9 protein-coding genes and 3 tRNA genes are annotated in these 16197 nt (G+C 55.6%); 7 read left to right on the top strand and 5 right to left on the bottom strand.

Annotated elements, in window-relative coordinates; genetic code table 11:
- Nucleotides 1-18: 18 nt before the first annotated feature.
- The 3 genes from P4S53_RS11625 to P4S53_RS11615 form a co-directional block, all read right to left on the bottom strand.
- On the bottom strand, nt 19-2292 hold the full coding sequence (locus P4S53_RS11625; RefSeq protein WP_337112807.1) for a proprotein convertase P-domain-containing protein: 2274 nt from the start codon (nt 2290-2292) through the stop codon (nt 19-21).
- Nucleotides 2293-2302: 10 nt separating this feature from the next.
- Nucleotides 2303-4459 (bottom strand): TonB-dependent hemoglobin/transferrin/lactoferrin family receptor, encoded by a 2157-nt coding sequence (locus tag P4S53_RS11620; protein WP_337112806.1) that lies wholly within the window; start codon nt 4457-4459, stop codon nt 2303-2305.
- 108 nt (nt 4460-4567) lie between these two features.
- On the bottom strand, nt 4568-6634 hold the full coding sequence (locus P4S53_RS11615) for a prolyl oligopeptidase family serine peptidase (protein WP_337112805.1): 2067 nt from the start codon (nt 6632-6634) through the stop codon (nt 4568-4570).
- Nucleotides 6635-7051: 417 nt separating this feature from the next.
- Between P4S53_RS11615 and P4S53_RS11610 the strand changes: the two genes are divergently transcribed.
- The 4 genes from P4S53_RS11610 to P4S53_RS11595 all read left to right on the top strand — a co-directional run bounded on the left by P4S53_RS11610 (nt 7052) and on the right by P4S53_RS11595 (nt 9076).
- Nucleotides 7052-7127: transfer RNA gene (locus P4S53_RS11610), tRNA-Phe, on the top strand.
- 45 nt (nt 7128-7172) lie between these two features.
- A tRNA-Asn gene (locus tag P4S53_RS11605) sits at nt 7173-7248 on the top strand.
- Nucleotides 7249-7496: 248 nt separating this feature from the next.
- A tRNA-Thr gene (locus P4S53_RS11600) sits at nt 7497-7572 on the top strand.
- 235 nt (nt 7573-7807) lie between these two features.
- Nucleotides 7808-9076, top strand: coding sequence for an HD-GYP domain-containing protein (locus P4S53_RS11595; protein ID WP_337112804.1), 1269 nt, complete (start codon nt 7808-7810; stop codon nt 9074-9076).
- A gap of 33 nt (nt 9077-9109) precedes the next feature.
- Here P4S53_RS11595 and mrcB read toward each other — a convergent pair whose 3' ends face one another.
- The gene (gene mrcB / locus P4S53_RS11590) at nt 9110-11536 is read right to left on the bottom strand and encodes a penicillin-binding protein 1B (protein ID WP_337114469.1); all 2427 of its coding nucleotides are present in this window, start codon (nt 11534-11536) and stop codon (nt 9110-9112) included.
- Between the two features lie 58 nt (nt 11537-11594).
- Nucleotides 11595-14087, bottom strand: a complete 2493-nt coding sequence (gene hrpB, locus P4S53_RS11585; RefSeq protein ID WP_337112803.1) for an ATP-dependent helicase HrpB — start codon at nt 14085-14087, stop codon at nt 11595-11597.
- 126 nt (nt 14088-14213) lie between these two features.
- Here hrpB and thpR point away from each other — a divergent pair, with 126 nt between their 5' ends.
- The 3 genes from thpR (at nt 14214) to dksA (ending at nt 16125) form a co-directional block, all read left to right on the top strand.
- Nucleotides 14214-14834 carry an RNA 2',3'-cyclic phosphodiesterase gene (gene thpR / locus P4S53_RS11580; protein ID WP_337112802.1) on the top strand — a complete coding sequence of 207 codons (621 nt, stop codon included), beginning with the start codon at nt 14214-14216 and terminating at the stop codon, nt 14832-14834.
- Nucleotides 14831-15538, top strand: coding sequence for a DNA/RNA nuclease SfsA (gene sfsA / locus P4S53_RS11575; protein WP_337112801.1), 708 nt, complete (start codon nt 14831-14833; stop codon nt 15536-15538). The genes thpR and sfsA overlap by 4 nt, the downstream gene beginning before the upstream one ends.
- 137 nt (nt 15539-15675) lie before the next feature.
- The gene (dksA, locus tag P4S53_RS11570; protein ID WP_027253634.1) at nt 15676-16125 is read left to right on the top strand and encodes an RNA polymerase-binding protein DksA; all 450 of its coding nucleotides are present in this window, start codon (nt 15676-15678) and stop codon (nt 16123-16125) included.
- Nucleotides 16126-16197 lie beyond the last annotated feature (72 nt).

Raw genomic sequence — 16197 nt, 5'->3', positions numbered from 1 at the left:
ATTCTCACTTCTTTCGAATTAAAATGGGCGGCGTCTTGCCAGCGCCATTGTCAGGCCAAACAGCAAACTCAGCACCCCGAGCGAACCCCCGCCGGATGTGCCCTGGTTGTCTGGTTTTGCTGTGTTGTCTTGGTTCGGTTGAACGGTCTCTGCATCGCCGCAGTCATACCCGGTCACCGCGCCAATGCCCCAGGATTTGAGTGTGCCGCGCTGCCCTGTCACCCGGTCGGTCACTTCCAGCACCCAGTTTCCGGACATCGGCTCTCCCACCAGAGCCGACAGCGCCGGGGTATTCTTTTGGGTATAGGTGTAGGTTTTTTCGGTTAAGGGAGAGGAGTGATAGGTCATCAGCGGGAAGCTCCGCCCGGACGGTGTGCGAACCTCCACCCGCAGATCGGAGAAACGCGGATGCGACACAGACAGCTGAATGCCAAAGTCATCAGATACCTGTCCGGCTCCCGCCGGCACCGTCAGCGCATACATGGACTCACCCAACAATATCTTGCCACCTTCATTGATCTGACGGGCATCCGACAAAGCTGCATTCAGCACGTTCAGCGGTTGCGACAATATCGGCACGCCATAGGTCAAGTTCAGCTGCTGCTGACTGTGACGGGAAGTTTGGGCAGTATTCTGCGTTACCGTGATATCCGCAGTCAGTTGAATGGCTTCACCGCACTGCAGCGAAGCAGGAAGCTGAATGGCTTCTCTGACCTCAGTCACGGCACCAGGCATGACCTGCGTGGCTTGCACCTGCTGATGCCAGTTCAGCGCAGGCATGGATAACTGAGCGCTCAAAGCAGCCAGCGGCTGCTCACTGTCATTGACCAGCGCAACTGACACGTCCGTCACATTCGGTCTGGTCACGGCCAGCGCAGAAGTCGCCTGCGCCAGAACAACCGTGTCATTCAAGATGCCATGGTGATGAAAGCGGGCCGTGAGCCACTGGGCATAGTCTTTCTGCGGATAAAGACGCTGCGCCGCATCCACGGTGGAGCGGGCCAGATCGTCCATCTTCATGCCATAGCCCATCCCGGCCATGCCTTCGATCACCACCCGGTTGAACTCATCAAACGCTGCCTCGCCATAGACGGCTTCCGCCTGCTTCAGGGTCTGAAACAGTGGCGTGGACCACAGCTCATCGCCCAGCGTGCCGGCTACGGAAATATGGGCCCGATAATCCATGTCCCGGTTGTAGCGGGCATCGTCATCATGCAGTGAACGGCGGGATTTCACCGCGCCGGCTGCCCCATCCCAGTTGGCGAACACATCCAGTTCAAAGCGTTCATTGCGATGACGCTGAACCCAGAAGCTGTAAGCCCCGGCCCAGTAATCGCCGAAACCTTCACCAATGGCGCCGGTATCTCCGCCTTTCCAGTCCGGTATCAGCATCTCGTTGATGGCATGGCCGAATTCATGCAGTACCACATCCGCATCTTCACTGTCCGGCACGCCCCCCACCCCCATCGACAGGATGCTGACGTCATCCAGATAGGTCGAGTTATTGGTGCTCTGGCCCTGCGCATCCATTTTCAGCGGCGCTGTAAACAGAGCCCGCTCACCCGTGAAGCCGAGACTGGCCAGATATTGCAGCGACTGATCCAGGTGATAAAACGCATTCACATCCCGAAACGCAGTAAACTGCCGGGTGAAATCAAATGGCTGTCCGTCTGCAACCGTTACCAGACCTTGCTGCGGCCCGACCTCCAGCGCTGTCATCGACTGAATATCGATTGCCATTACCCGATCATTGCTCAGATATAACCGGCCGTCTTTTCGCGTGACTTCCACGCCGGACACTGTGGTATAAGCCTCAGCCGGAATGACAATGTCATCCACATCTGAATGATCCGCTTCAATGGCACGGCCCGTCGCGGTGCGTGGATCCGGGTCAAACACCGTCATGGTTGTCTGAACAATGTCGCCCTGCGGTGGTATCAGCAAGGTGTGCGGACGCGGTGGCAATGGCACATTCAGCGCGCAGTCATCGGCGTTATCCACCAGATGATTGAACAGGCGGTAAAGCTGACCATGCTGGTCCGTGGTCACCACGATGGCGCCTTCACACAACTGACCGGAAGCATGCTGCTGCACAAAGTGATAATGCGTGCCCAGCAGGCTCTGACGGGTGCCCCGCAGCGCCAGCCTGTCGGTCTGCGGATATCGCGCCTGGACATACGCCAGCGCGTCATCACTGTTGTCAATCGCCGGGGTGTCCAGCGGGTAAATCAGGTGCTGTGCCTGAAGCGGCGCGCACCAGATCGCCGCCAGGGCCAGTAAAGATCGTTTCATCCCGGCATCCTTAAAAACGGTACTTGGCGTTCACGCTGAAATAGCGGCCCGGCTCAGTTGCAAAGGTGGTTTGTGCTTCTGTGACACCAGCCACGTCCTGATAGCGGGTGTATTCACGATCAAACAGGTTATGCACTGCCGCATTGATCCGAAAATCCGGCGTCACGTCATAGCCAACGCCCGCATCCATTGTCATCCAGCCGGCGGTCGTTGCGCAGTTCTGACGGATCCCCAGGCCGTCTTCACAGCTCGGCACCTGATCCATCGCAGCGGCGTAATTCACCCGCAAGAAGCCATTCAGGCTGTCCTGCTGGTAACTCAGCATGGTGTTGCCTTCCAGCGGCGTCAGGGTCCGAATGGGTTCACCGTGCTCATCTTCACCGTCCACAATGCCCAGTTTCGAGACCAGATTCAGCCGATCGTTGAACCAGTAGCTGACGGTCATTTCGGCGCCATAGGTTTTCACGCCATTCAGGTTCTGATACTGCACCTCGGCGTATTTGCCGGCGTCATTCCAGCCGATGGTTTTCTCCGTCATGAAGTTATCGAAAACGGAGTAGAACAGTGCGCCATAAACAGCCAGCTGACCGTCATCGTACTTGGTGCCCAGCTCCAGATTGTCACTGGTTTCTGCATCCAGATCCGCATTAGGCCGAATCACGAAATTTCCCAGATCGCTCGACAAATGCGGGACAAAGCCGTACGCCTTGGCATAAGACGGCGCCAGAAAACCATGGGAATAACTCAGGTAAGATCTCAGTGCCGGCGTCCATTGGTAAGCCAGAGACAGGCTCGGAGAAAGCTCGCTGCTGTTGAGCTCATGGAGCGGGTAGCCGCCAATGGTGTCATCCACCTCAGACGACATTTGCTGGACGTCGAAACGCAGCCCCGGTGCCAGATGCCATTTGCCCCAGCGAATGTCATCATGTACATAAACGCCAAAGGTATGTGTTCTGGCCGTCGCGAAAGGCTCCGAGTCCTTCAGCATGTTGCCGGTCCAGTCCACGACACGCACATTGACCGGGCGCTCATGCAGCATCCTTTCCAGTGCAACTCCCCAGGCAAATGTATGTTCAACATCGCCCTGGCTGGCCTGCTTTTGCAGATCGGCCGACAGGCCGATCAGGTGATCATTAAAAGCCCGGTGTTCAGACTGGCGACGCTTGAATACCAGCCCTTCCTGCGTACGCTGCATGCCAACATCTTTATCACTGGCCGTGTCGGTCTGACGGTAATACAGATTGAGATCCGCCTGATCAGCCAGCAGCCTTTCACCTTCCCACTCAGCGCCTGCGCGCACGGACAGCATGGTGGTATCCCCTTCTTCCAGAAACGACGTGGCTTCCCAGATGCCATCCATCTGTGTCGGCGCTAACCCTTCCCCCCGGCGAGTCTGCTGGTTGTAATAATCCACCTTGCCTTTCAGCAGCCAGTTGTCATTGAGGAACCACTCACTGGTCAGTGCCGCATTGATCCCGTCAATATCGCGGACATACAGGGACTGCTCATGGTTTTTGGTCTCGCTGCCCTGCCAGTAGCTGAGGCGCACCAGATGCGCGGTGTCACCCATCCGGGCTGCTGTGGTCAGCGTCGAGATATATTTATCGCTGATGCCTGAATATCCCCCTGTCAGGCCAACATAATGATCCTCGCTGCCCAGATAATCGCTCGGGGTTTTCGACGTCAGGACCACCACACCGCCAATCGCGCCAGAGCCATAGAGCGACGAGTCCGCCCCTTTCACCACTTCAATCTGTTTGACGTCACCCAGATCAAAACTGTTATGACCTGCGACATCGTTCAGATCGCTGGCGCCATAACCATCTGCCACTTTGACACCATCTTTGATCACCGCGATCCGGTTGCCGCTCATCCCCCGGATCGTGAGATTTTGCGGACGACCGGCACCACCACTGACACTCACACCCGGTTCATGCGACAGCACATCGTACAGCTCGGTCGCCCCCTCGCGCTCAATATCGTCACGGGTGATCACGGCGACAGAGCCGTTGGTTTCAGACAACGGTTGCTCAATGCGGGTCGCCGTAACGACCACGGTTTCCATCTTTTTCGCATCTGGCTGCTGGGCGGCCAGGCTGTGAAAACTCATCAGGCCAGCGGTACTGGACAAGGCATACAAAGCCAGTGGGACAGGCTTTAACTGCATGGTGCAAACTCCGGTTCTCATCAAAAAATTACAAGTGGAAGGTTCTTTCAGATAAAAGCAGCCCCTCCGGCTTCACTCGAAGCCAGACAGGTCACATTCAAATTTATCTCAGGGGGACTGGGTCCCGGATGGCACCAGACTGAGCAGGAAAGCATACTCGCGGGCTTGCTGCTGTTGTGCCTGCCGGGCATCCTGGCGGTGTCCGCCAGACAGATTGGTCTGAAGCAAATACGGCCCCGGATTCAGACTGTTTTCACGCACGCGCATCACCCACCGGGCGGGCTCCCAGTAAGGCACCTGCGTGTCATACAATCCTGCCGTCACCAGCATCGGAGGATAAGCCTGAGCGGAAATATTGTCGTTCGGGCTGTAACTCGCCATCACGGCGCGCTGCGCCGGATCGCCTGGATCGCCCCACTCCGCATATTCCTGACGGGTCAGCGGCAAACTGGGATCCGACATCGTGGCGATCACATCCACAAAGGGCACCTGAAGCACGGCACCGGAAAATAATTCAGGCTGGCGATTCAGGGCGCCAGCAACCAGTGTGCCGCCCGCACTGCCGCCCAGTGCCAGGATCGGCCGGTTTTGGCCCTGATGAAATGCCTTCATCACTTCGGCCACGGCCAGAAAATCATCGAAAGCACGGGGTTTGTTAACCCCTTTCCCTTGCGTATACCAGTCCGGGCCCAGATAACCGCCGCCCCGGACATGGGCAATCGCATAGATCACACCCCGATCCAGCAGGCTGATGATTTGTGGCATAAAGTAAGGGCGAACCGGCGTGCCGTAAGCACCATAACCGTACAGCATGACCGGCGATGACTGCGTCAAACGATCGGCACGATACGCCAGCGTCACCGGAACGGAAACGCCCTGGTGGCGAACCTGAATTTGTTCAGTCTGATACGCAGCCGGATCAAAATCAGGATAACGGTCTTCCGCCACAACCCTGAGAGTCTGCTGCTTCAGATTGAACGCTTGCCACTGCGGCGGTTGCGTCATCGACATACTGCGGATCATCACCGACTGACCATAGCGGTTCGTATTGCCCGACAGCCAGGCGACACCACCCGCAGGGGTGATCAGGGTTTCTTTCTGAATGCCCCCCTGATAGCTCAGCACCACCAGACGGCTCAGATGCTGTTCTGACACTTCCAGGACAATATGCTCCGGAAACAGCAGCCAGTTCTTGATGTGCTGATTGTTTTCCGGTTGCCAGAGCGGTAGCCAAGCTGCCTGCTGCGACGCACCCAGATGAGTTGTCTCCGGAACCGCGCTCTGGTAGAGCGAAAAGTCACCGTTCAGGTTGCTGGACAGAAATAAACGACCATGACGGACATCGGCATAATATTCAACGCCGGACTCCCGTGGGCGAATCACTCCCAGCGACTGGCCACTGTTACTCTGAATCAGCCACTGCTCGCTGCTATTGTGGTTATTGGACTGAATGATCAGGTAGTGATCCACAGTGGCGGCATACACGGAAACGAGCCAGGCCGGATTGTCTTCCCGGAAAATCGTGCTTTGTGTCGCCGTTGTTTGCGACCAGCGGCGCACCGCAAATGGCCGGAAAGTGCCGGATTCATTCTCAACAAAGTACAGGCTTTGACTGTCCTGGCTCCAGGCCAGATCCGTGCTCGCCGCCTCGGCCAAGGTCGCTTTGATCTGGCCTGTGCGCAGATCCAGCACGGTCAGTGTGTAATTTCGGTCGCCCCGATGATCTTCAGTGATCGCCAGCAGGCGATGATCCGGGCTCACCAGCCAACTGCCGAGGTGATAATAATCCGAATCCAGACTGCGTTTGCTCAGATCGGCGGCAGTCGTCACCTCGCCACTTTTGGCATGCTGCTGTAACAACATCCCTTTGCTCAGCCGGTAATTGTACGTCCCGGCCAGATGCCAGGGCCGGTCGGCCACACTGGCCTGACGAGCCTGCCACTCACCCAGCAATGACTGTTCCAGCAAGGCCTGCTGCTGTAATGCCTGCTCAGTCTGCTGATTTTCATCTTTCAGAAAAGCCAGTACCTGTGCCGACTGACGGGAATCATCCCGTAACCAGCCGTCAGCCGGGGCCGGTTCAGAGACCGCCGCCACATCAAGGGCGAATACCGGCAAAGCTGAAAGCAGGCTCGCCATACCGCACAACATGATACCCACCAAGCAACTTTTCATTTCGACATCACAACCTAATTACAACTTCATCAGAGAAAGCAGTTTTCTGCCCATTAAACAGGGCGCACATCATGCACTCAAACAATAATGAGATCAATTATCAGTTTTATTTGCGTTTATAGAAACAGAATAAAGGTGATTTAGATCACAGGAAATCATCTAAGCAACAAGATGCTGACCAAAAAACAGACCGGATAAAGAAGAACCATCAGAAGAAAGCGCGGGATAATAATAATTGAGCCATAGTCATCGCCGACCAAGACCCGGTATGGCAATGTATAAATCTGGCGATTTTCGTTATTCCGCGGACAGGTAAGATTAAAATCCACACAATCCGTACAAAAAAAGGAATCTTGTTCGCTTTTTTTAAAAAAACCATTGACGGAAAAACGCAAAACCTTTTTAATGCGCCCCGTTGCCTCGATAGCTCAGTCGGTAGAGCAGAGGATTGAAAATCCTCGTGTCGGTGGTTCGATTCCGCCTCGAGGCACCATAATTTGATTTGTGGTGTTCTGGTAACGTCATAAAAAAGAACAATTCCCCCTTAGTTCAGTCGGTAGAACGGCGGACTGTTAATCCGTATGTCGCTGGTTCAAGTCCAGCAGGGGGAGCCAATTAAATACATTGTTTCACTGCAATGTATGTCCCTCAAACTGGTGAGCACGATGTGCTCAATGTCGCTGGCCTAGCCGGCCGCGTTAAGTCCAGCAGGGGGAGCCAATTAAATACATTGCTTCACTGCAATGTATGTCCCTCAAACTGGTGAGCACGATGTGCTCAATGTCGCTGGCCTGGCCGGCCGCGTTAAGTCCAGCAGGGGGAGCCAAATTTAGTTTTTAAGAATAACTTAAGAACAAAAAAAGCCGACTTAGCTCAGTAGGTAGAGCAACTGACTTGTAATCAGTAGGTCACCAGTTCGATTCCGGTAGTCGGCACCATCTTTTGAACCTCGCTTTTTGCGAGGTTTTTTTATCTATTCCTTTTGCACTTTTTTCACGACATTAAGCCCATTTTTTATTAACGGTATTCTTAATAATCGATTTCAGAACGCTATTGTGATACACATTTCACCCAGCACGGAATAACCTCTCCCTTTCCCGACTGTCAAAGCATGACAGGCACAGGACTCGCCGTGCATTGCCTGCCTGAAATAGTAAATGCATAGAAAAGGTAATGACAAGCATAGAACTCCCTACCGAGTGTTTAACTCCAGGCCTGTATATCAAACTGCCGTTACAGTGGACGGAGCATCCGTTCATGCTGAATCACTTCAAGATTAAGGATAACCAGCAGATCCGTCTGATAAAAAACCTCGGGCTTAAATTTGTCATTCTCTATCCGGACAAAAGTGACACCCACCCGCTTCCGGAAAATACGCTCAATACCGAACAGGATGCCATCTCAGAGCAAGAGGCCCGCTTTATCAATAAACAGGCCGATAAGTTGTGGAAAGAAAAGCAACGGCGAATTGAGCATCTGAAGAATTACAAACGCAACCTCAATCGTTGTGAAAAAAGCTTCCAGCGTTCTTTGTCCAAGTTACGCGCGATTTCGCAAAAAATAAAAAACCGTCCGGTGACGGCATTTGCCGATGCCAAAGAGCTGGTCAACGACATGGTGGAAGCCTTACTGGACAACGACAATCTGATTCTGCACCTGATGAGTGATGCGAAAGAATCGGAAGACATTTACTACCATTCGCTGAATGTGGCCGTACTGTCCATGTTGCTGGCCAAATCCAACGGCATGCCAGCCAGCGATATCAAAACCATAGCGCTTGGTGCCCTGTTTCATGACATTGGGAAGCAAAAAATACCGACGCACATTCTGCGCAAAATAACCCCTTTGACAGAGCCAGAAGCCAATTTCCTCAAACTGCACCCGAAGTACAGCACGGAACTGGCAGAGCTGGGCGAAAACTTTCCGGACGCTGCCAAACCTATCCTCAGTCAGCACCATGAACTGATGGACGGCAGTGGCTACCCGCTGGGCCTGCAGGGCCACCAGATCAATCGCTTTGCACAATTGGTCGCTGTTGTGAACGCCTACGACAACTTGTGCCACCCGATGGATCCCGGCAAAGCAAAAATCCCCTACAGTGCGCTTTCCTATCTGTTTAAACACAAGAAGGGGCAATATAGTGAGGAATTCATCGCGTTAATGGTGCGTATGATGGGCGTCTATCCGCCGGGTAGTGTGGTGCTGCTCTCCAACCAGCAGGTCGGCATGGTCATTTCCGTCAATGCCAAACGACTACTTTACCCCAACATTTTGATTTACGATCCGAGCGTGCCGTCCAATGAGGCACCGGTGCTTGATCTGGAACAAAGTGATCTGACGATAGAGCGGGCGCTGCACCCGCAGAAACTGCCCGAACCGATACGCCAGTACCTCAATCCCAGAGCCCGTATTTCCTACTACTTCGAACCGGAAAACGGATAAGGGCTGACAATGCAGCCCTTCTGCTGATGTGCTTTACCAGCTGAACATATCTTTGATCCAGCCTTCAGGTTTACCCTCCCGGCAATGTGCGGACAGCGAACCGGTCGGATCCCAGGCCGGCAGAGACTGCTCGCCCTGACAATCCAGCCCCAGCGTACCGTTTTTCAGTCTGTGGTACTTGAGCGTACTGAGTTTCTGCGGCCAGTTCAGCTGCAACCGCTCCGGCTGACGGCGTTCCAGATAGCCGCTGTAGAGGCGCAAAGCGCCGCTGGCACCGGTCAGTTTCACCGGTTTATTGTCATCCCGGCCAATCCAGACGGTGACCACTTCCCTGCCGTCCGCCCCGACAAACCAGCTGTCGCGGGTATCATCTGTGGTCCCGGTTTTGCCAGCCAGCGCAGCCCAGCCAAATCTGGGTTGCAGATACCGTCCTGTCCCCTGACTGACCACCCGTTTCATCGCATAAGTCGTCAGCCAGGCCGCCTGCTCAGGCACCACCTGACGACCGGAAGGCAGGTGACGATAAAGCACCTTGCCCTGACGCTCGACCACAGCGCGCAAGGCGGTCTGGTCGGCACGCCGTCCCCCGCTGGTCAGGCTCTGGTACATCTGACTGACGTCAAACGGCGACAGGGTAAAGGCCCCAAGCAAAATAGAAGGCAGGCGTGGCACGGCTTCTTTGGCGACACCCAGTTCCGCCAGCGTGGCGATCACATTGTCCAGCCCGACCTGCAGGCCCAGATTGACCGTCGGAACATTCAGCGAACGCGATAAGGCGTCATACAAAGGCACCTGACCGTGATATTGACGATCATAGTTTTGCGGCCGCCACTCACTGCCCTGATTGCCTTTGAGCAAAATCGGCTTGTCGTCCAGTGTCGTGGCCAGACTGAACTTATCAGGCTGGCGCAGAGCGCTCAGATAAACGGCTGGTTTCACCAGTGAACCAATCTGCCGGCGACTGTCGAGTGCCCGGTTAAATCCGGCATAGCCCGGACGGCTGCCGCCTATCATGGCCCGGATCTCACCACTGTGACGGTCGACCACCACCATTGCCGTTTCAATCGGGCTCCCGGCTTTTTTCTCTAAGACCGGGATCCACTGAGCGACCGCGTTTTCTGCTTCTTGCTGCGACACAGGATCCAGTGTACTGAAGATCCGCAACCCGACGCCCGGCGTGAAACGGTTACCGACTTTCTCTTTCAGTTCCCGTTGCAGCAGCTGGAAATACGCTGGCTGACGGCTGGCGATCACCGGCTGCTTTTGCACATCCAGTTTTCTTGACGCAGCCTGCTCATACTCAGCGCCGGTCAGGATATTTTGATCCAGCATCAGTCTGAGCACCAGATCCCGCCTGTCTCTGGCGCGCTCGGTATGCCGCCACGGGTTGTAATACGACGGGCCTTTGACCATGCCCACCAGCATCGCCAGCTGATCAATCCGCAGTTCCTGCAGCGGCCGGCCAAAGTACAGGCGGGCGCCCAGGCCAAAGCCATGAATTTCCCGGCTGCCGCTCTGGCCGAGATACACTTCGTTCAGATAGGCTTCCAGAATGCGATCTTTGCTGTAGCGATAATCGATAATGATGGCGATGTAAGCTTCCTGGATCTTGCGCCACAGCGAGCGTTCGCGGGTCAGGAAGATATTTTTCGCCAGCTGCTGAGTCAGAGTACTGCCGCCCTGCACGGTACGCCCGGCTTTGAGGTTCACCAGCGCCGCACGTAAGATAGCCAGTGGCGACACCCCGCCGTGGTGATAGAAATCCCGATCTTCAGTCGCCAGCAGGGCATCAATCAGCACTTCAGGAAACTCTTCTCTGGGCGTGAAGATCCGCTGCTCCCCTTCTTTGGTGCCCAGCATCCCCAGCATTTTGGGTTCGACACGCAGATAACCCAGCGCCTTTTCCCGCCCGAGATCGTCAATCCGGCTCAGGCCGCTGTCACCGAATGTCAGCATCACGTGGCGCTGACTTTCATAGCCGTCATCAAACTCAAACGGACGGCGCACCATCTCAATGCGGGTCGACGAAGCTGAATATTCCCCGGCACGCTGCGGGGTACGCACTTTGTGATACTGCAAGGCATCCAGCTCGCGTTTGACTTCACTCAGGGTGATGGCCTGACCGGGCTGCAGATCCAGGATCCGGCCGTACACAACGGCGGGTAAGTCCCAGAGCTGGCCTTCAAATTTGTCCCGCACCAGGGTATCCAGATAGATTCCCATCACCACCACCACGGCCAGAACCGCCAGGCCCAGCTTGAGACTGGAAAACAAGACCCAGCGCCCGATCCGTGCCAGACGGCTTTTCTGTGGCTGACGCCTGGTCTTTGGCTGCGTACTTTTCTTACGGGGTTGTGCTTTCGCGCTTTTACTTGCCGGTGCCTTTTTTCTCGGCGCACGAGGTTGCTTGTCACCGGGCTTTTTGGGCGCCGCCAGGCGGTACTTGGACTTTTGAATCATCATGATGTCTTAGCTTAGCTATCAGGCTGTCAGTTTCAGCGCAGCACAGGCTGGCCGACTACATATATTTCTTGGTTTTTCGTGTCGGGGCATGATTGGCAGGATCATCAGGCCAAACATGCTTAGGGTAACGGCCCTTCATTTCTTTTTGTACTTCTTTGTAGGCGCCTTGCCAGAATGCGGCCAGATCTGAGGTGATCTGTAACGGCCGCTGGGCCGGGGAAAGCAGCTCAAGGACCAGCGCTACCTTGCCCTGGGCAATCCTGGGTGAGATCTGCTCGCCGAACATTTCCTGCATGCGTACCGCCAGCACAGGGGCCTGACCGGGCTGATACCGTATCGGGTAGCGTGATCCGGTCGGCACCTGATAATGGGTCGGCAGCGCCGCATCCAGGGCTTGCGTCTGCTCCCAGCCGAGATAAGCTTCCAGGGCGGCGCTCAGGTCCAGTTTCACCAACCCTTTCATGCTATGGATCCCTGTCATGAAAGGCAGCAGCCAGTCTTCCAGCGCCAGCAGCAAACTCGCTTCATCCATGGCTGGCAGTGCCATCTCAGGCAGCCAGTTTGCGGCACACCGGGCGCGAGTCAGCAGGCCTTCGCTGCGCGTATTCCAGGGCAGCACACTCAGCCCCTGGCGGCGAATGGCATTCAGCAAAGCTTCCCCGGCGCGGGCCGGATCCGGCTCTGCCAGCGCGGTACGTTGAATGATCAGCCTGCCACAACAATATTGATTTTCCGCGACCAGACGCCCTTTTTGGTCATCCCAGTCGAGCCATTCTCTTTCGCTGAACAATTGCGGCATCGCTTGCTGCAACTGGCCGATATCGGCAGCCACAGCTGAAAATACCCGGCTGTCACCCTGCCGGGTTTTCACCACATCAGCCACCACCAGCGCAGGCTCACCCGCCAGCGGATGGTCATCCTCGATCACCACACCCTGCCCGTTCGCCAGCTGAAAGCGGCCGTCCTGCCCCCGGGAGAGGGCAACGCGATCGGGAAAACCCGCCGCCATCAATACCGGCAGCCAGCGGCTGTCGGTCCGCCATCTGACGGTCTTATCCTGCTCCGGCGTCCCGAGTTTTGAAAAATGCTGTCTGGCTCGCTGCCTGTAGTAGGCACTGCGGGGGAGCTGATCTGATTCCAGCAGGTGCAGCTGAAACGCCAAATCGGGATTGTTCATCCCTCTGACCGGCTCTTCTAACAACGCCACCAGCATGGCGGCAGTCACGCGCGCGCTCACCTCGAGCGAGCTGGCATGCGCCAGAATCGCCGCCAGCCGGGGCTCAGTCCCCAGTTGCTGGATGACCTGTCCTTTGCCCGTGAGCTGATGACGTGTGTCCATCGCCCCCAGCGCGACCAGTAATGCCTGCGCCTGCTGCAGCGCGCCCTCAGGCGGCACATCCAGCCAGCGCAGTTCACTGGCTGACACGCAGCCCCACTGGGCCAGCTCCATCGCCAGATGGCTCAGATCGGCCCGCAGGATTTCCGGCTCAGGCACAGCGGGCTGACGGGCCAGTAACTCTTGGCTGTAGAGCCGCAGACAGATACCCGGCTCAAGCCGCCCGGCGCGTCCGGCTCGCTGTTCCGCCGAAGAACGGGCAATGCGCACTAATTCCAGACGGCTGATACCGGTTTTGGCGTCCCAGCGGGCTATCCGCTCTAAACCGCAATCCACCACCAGACGGATGCCTTCAATGGTCAGACTGGTTTCTGCAATATTGGTGGCCAGCACAATTTTCCGTTTGCCCTTGATGGCAGGCTGTATGGCCTGCTGCTGGGCTTTGCTGTCCATTTGTCCGTACAATGGCGCAATCATCACCTCCGGGCTGACCGCGGCTTGCAGCCACTCGGCCAGCCGGCGGATCTCACCGGCGCCGGGCAGAAAGACCAGCACAGAGCCCGGCTCGGCCGCCATCAGTTTGAGGATTTCGCGCCCGGTCCATTCAATTGCCACACCATTGCCCTGCTGGGCACTGGTTCCCTGAGTCTGGTATCTATAGTCCACCGGGTAGCTGCGGCCTTCAGAGACCAGATATTCCGCATCGGGCAGTAACGACTGCAAAGCCTGATGATCCAGGGTGGCAGACATCACCAGCACTTTCAGATCGTCGCGTAAGGCTCCCTGCACTTCCAGCGCCAGGGCTAATGCCGTATCGGCATGCAGGCTTCGTTCATGAAACTCGTCGAAAATCAGCAGTTCTATGCCGGATAATTCAGGATCTTGCTGCAACATCCGGGTCATGACTCCTTCCGTCACGATCTCCAGTCTGGTGCTGTCACTGACCCGTGTTTCACCCCGCACCCTGAGACCGATGGTCTGTCCCACGGACTCACCCAGCTGAGCCGACAGGTAGGAGGCGATGTTACGGGCCGCCAGCTGGCGCGGCTCCAGCATGACAATTTTTCCGGCCACAGCGCCCGCGGCCAGCAGTGACAGCGGCAGCCGGGTGGATTTGCCCGCGCCTGGCGGTGCCTTGAGAATCATCTGTGCGCTGCGCTCAAGCGCCTGGTGCAAATCAGGCAGTACCGCATCAATGGGGAGTTGTGACAATGTCTTTACCTTGTGTCATCTTCTATGAAGGAACCTGTGTTTCTGGCCATACAGAACGTTCAGAAAAATCGGACGTATTGTACTCAAACAGGGGTAATGGTGCCATCCAACCGGCAGGAGAACGCTATGACACATCACTCCGGGACACATCTCTCCGGGCAGCCTGATTTTCCACATCCGCCAGACAGCCGACGCATGTTTTTTGCCCTGCCGCTGACAGAACCCCCTACGGCGAATCAGGCGCCGTACCAACGCCTGTGTCAGCTGAAAGATACGATACCCGGCAAAGGGCGTACCGTACCGGATGCCAACCTGCATCTGACGCTGGCCTTTCTCGGGCAGGTCACCGATGAGCAAGCCCGCCAGCTTGTTGCCGCTGTCAGCCAGCTCGCCGTCCCGGCTTTCTCGATGCATTTCAACCTGCTGCGTTACTGGAAACGCAGCCGGGTACTCTGGCTGGGCAGCGATACCTGTCCCGAGCCTTTAGCGCATCTCGCCGCGCAGCTGAATCTGCTCGCCCGGAATCTCGGGCTGAGGCAAGACACCAGGCACTATACCCCGCACATCACGCTCAGGAAGAACCTGCGCCAGCGCCCTGTCATTCCTGACCAGCAACCGGATTTTCTTTTTCACTTTCAGCGCTTTGGCCTGTATATTTCTGAACCCGACGGACCAGGCGTCCGTTACCGGCTCGCGAACCAGTGGCCACTTATTCAACCGGAGATCGCCGTACAGGACAGCGAATGAATTACACACCTTCCCTGCAGCCAGCCACACTCATTCGACGCTATAAACGCTTTCTGGCTGATATCACGTTGCCCGACGGCACCGTCACGACCATTCATTGTGCCAACACGGGTGCCATGACAGGGTGCGCCGAACCCGGCGCCACGATCTGGTATTCCACCTCAGACAATCCGAAGCGGAAATATGCCCACAGCTGGGAATTAACACAAACGCAGGACGGACACTGGATTTGCATCAATACCGCCAGAGCGAATCAAATTGTGGTCGAAGCACTCAAAAATAACCACATTCCGGAATTATCCGGCTATGCTTCATTGCGCACCGAAGTGAAGTATGGTACTGAAAACAGCCGGGTAGATATTGTTCTGGATGATCCCTTACTGCCGTCCTGTTTCATTGAAGTCAAAAGTGTCACTTTGCTCGAAGAGAATGGCCGCGGGTATTTTCCGGATGCTGTGACCACCCGGGGGCAAAAGCATTTAAGGGAGCTGGCAGACGTTGCAGCCACGGGTCAGCGCGCTGTGTTATTTTTCGCCGTCCTGCATTCGGGGATTGAAAATGTCGCCGCGGCGCACCATATAGACCCGGTCTATGATGAGTTACTGGAACAGGCAGAAAAAGCAGGGGTGGAAGTCCTCTGTTATCGTGCAGAAATCAGCCCGACGGCTCTGACTTTGAGCCAGCGGATAGAATTTGCTCAGTAACGCGGAAAAATGATGCTTTCTTCACAATGGTATAAAATTGAAGAGATGCAGTAATTGCCACGTTATATCCTTTCTGCTATAGATACCCGCCAAAATTAACCAGTGACGGTTATTCGGTATATGTTAGGAGATGCTATATGCCAGAGAGCAAGGTTAAAAAATCGTTAGGCATCCTGGCTATTGCTGGGGTTGACCCGTATCAGGAAAAAGCCGGCGAAGAATATATGGGTGAAGCGCAGCTAGAGCACTTCCGCAAAATTCTCGGAGCCTGGCGCAACCAATTGCGTGAAGAAGTTGACCGTACCGTTAACCATATGCAGGACGAAGCGGCTAACTTTCCGGACCCGGTTGACCGTGCAGCACAGGAAGAAGAATTCAGCCTGGAACTGCGAAACCGAGATCGTGAGCGTAAACTGATCAAGAAAATCGAAAAAACGCTGCAACGTATCGAAGATGACGATTTTGGTTTCTGTGATTCATGTGGCGTGGAAATTGGTATTCGCCGCCTGGAAGCCCGTCCGACAGCCGACCTGTGTATCGACTGTAAGACACTGGCAGAGATCAAAGAAAAACAAATGGCTGGCTAAGCTGCCCTTTGTAACCGTAATCTGACAAAAGGGAGCCAAGGCTCCCTTTTTTATTGTGATTGACAGTCTGCT

This window comes from Photobacterium sp. Hal280 (genome assembly GCF_037162255.1).
Lineage (GTDB): Bacteria > Pseudomonadota > Gammaproteobacteria > Enterobacterales > Vibrionaceae > Photobacterium.
The sequence above is the reverse complement of the archived record's forward strand: the minus strand, read 5'-3'. Positions and strand labels throughout refer to the sequence as shown.

Bases quoted from the DNA above. Each gene is read 5' to 3' on its own strand.
- P4S53_RS11615 (WP_337112805.1), bottom strand. From the start codon at position 6,634: ATGAAAAGTTGCTTGGTGGGTATCATGTTGTGCGGTATGGCGAGCCTG.
- sfsA (WP_337112801.1), top strand. From the start codon at position 14,831: ATGAATTACACACCTTCCCTGCAGCCAGCCACACTCATTCGACGCTAT.
- P4S53_RS11595 (WP_337112804.1), top strand. From the start codon at position 7,808: ATGACAAGCATAGAACTCCCTACCGAGTGTTTAACTCCAGGCCTGTAT.
- thpR (WP_337112802.1), top strand. From the start codon at position 14,214: ATGACACATCACTCCGGGACACATCTCTCCGGGCAGCCTGATTTTCCA.
- mrcB (WP_337114469.1), bottom strand. From the start codon at position 11,536: ATGATTCAAAAGTCCAAGTACCGCCTGGCGGCGCCCAAAAAGCCCGGT.
- P4S53_RS11625 (WP_337112807.1), bottom strand. From the start codon at position 2,292: ATGAAACGATCTTTACTGGCCCTGGCGGCGATCTGGTGCGCGCCGCTT.
- P4S53_RS11620 (WP_337112806.1), bottom strand. From the start codon at position 4,459: ATGCAGTTAAAGCCTGTCCCACTGGCTTTGTATGCCTTGTCCAGTACC.
- dksA (WP_027253634.1), top strand. From the start codon at position 15,676: ATGCCAGAGAGCAAGGTTAAAAAATCGTTAGGCATCCTGGCTATTGCT.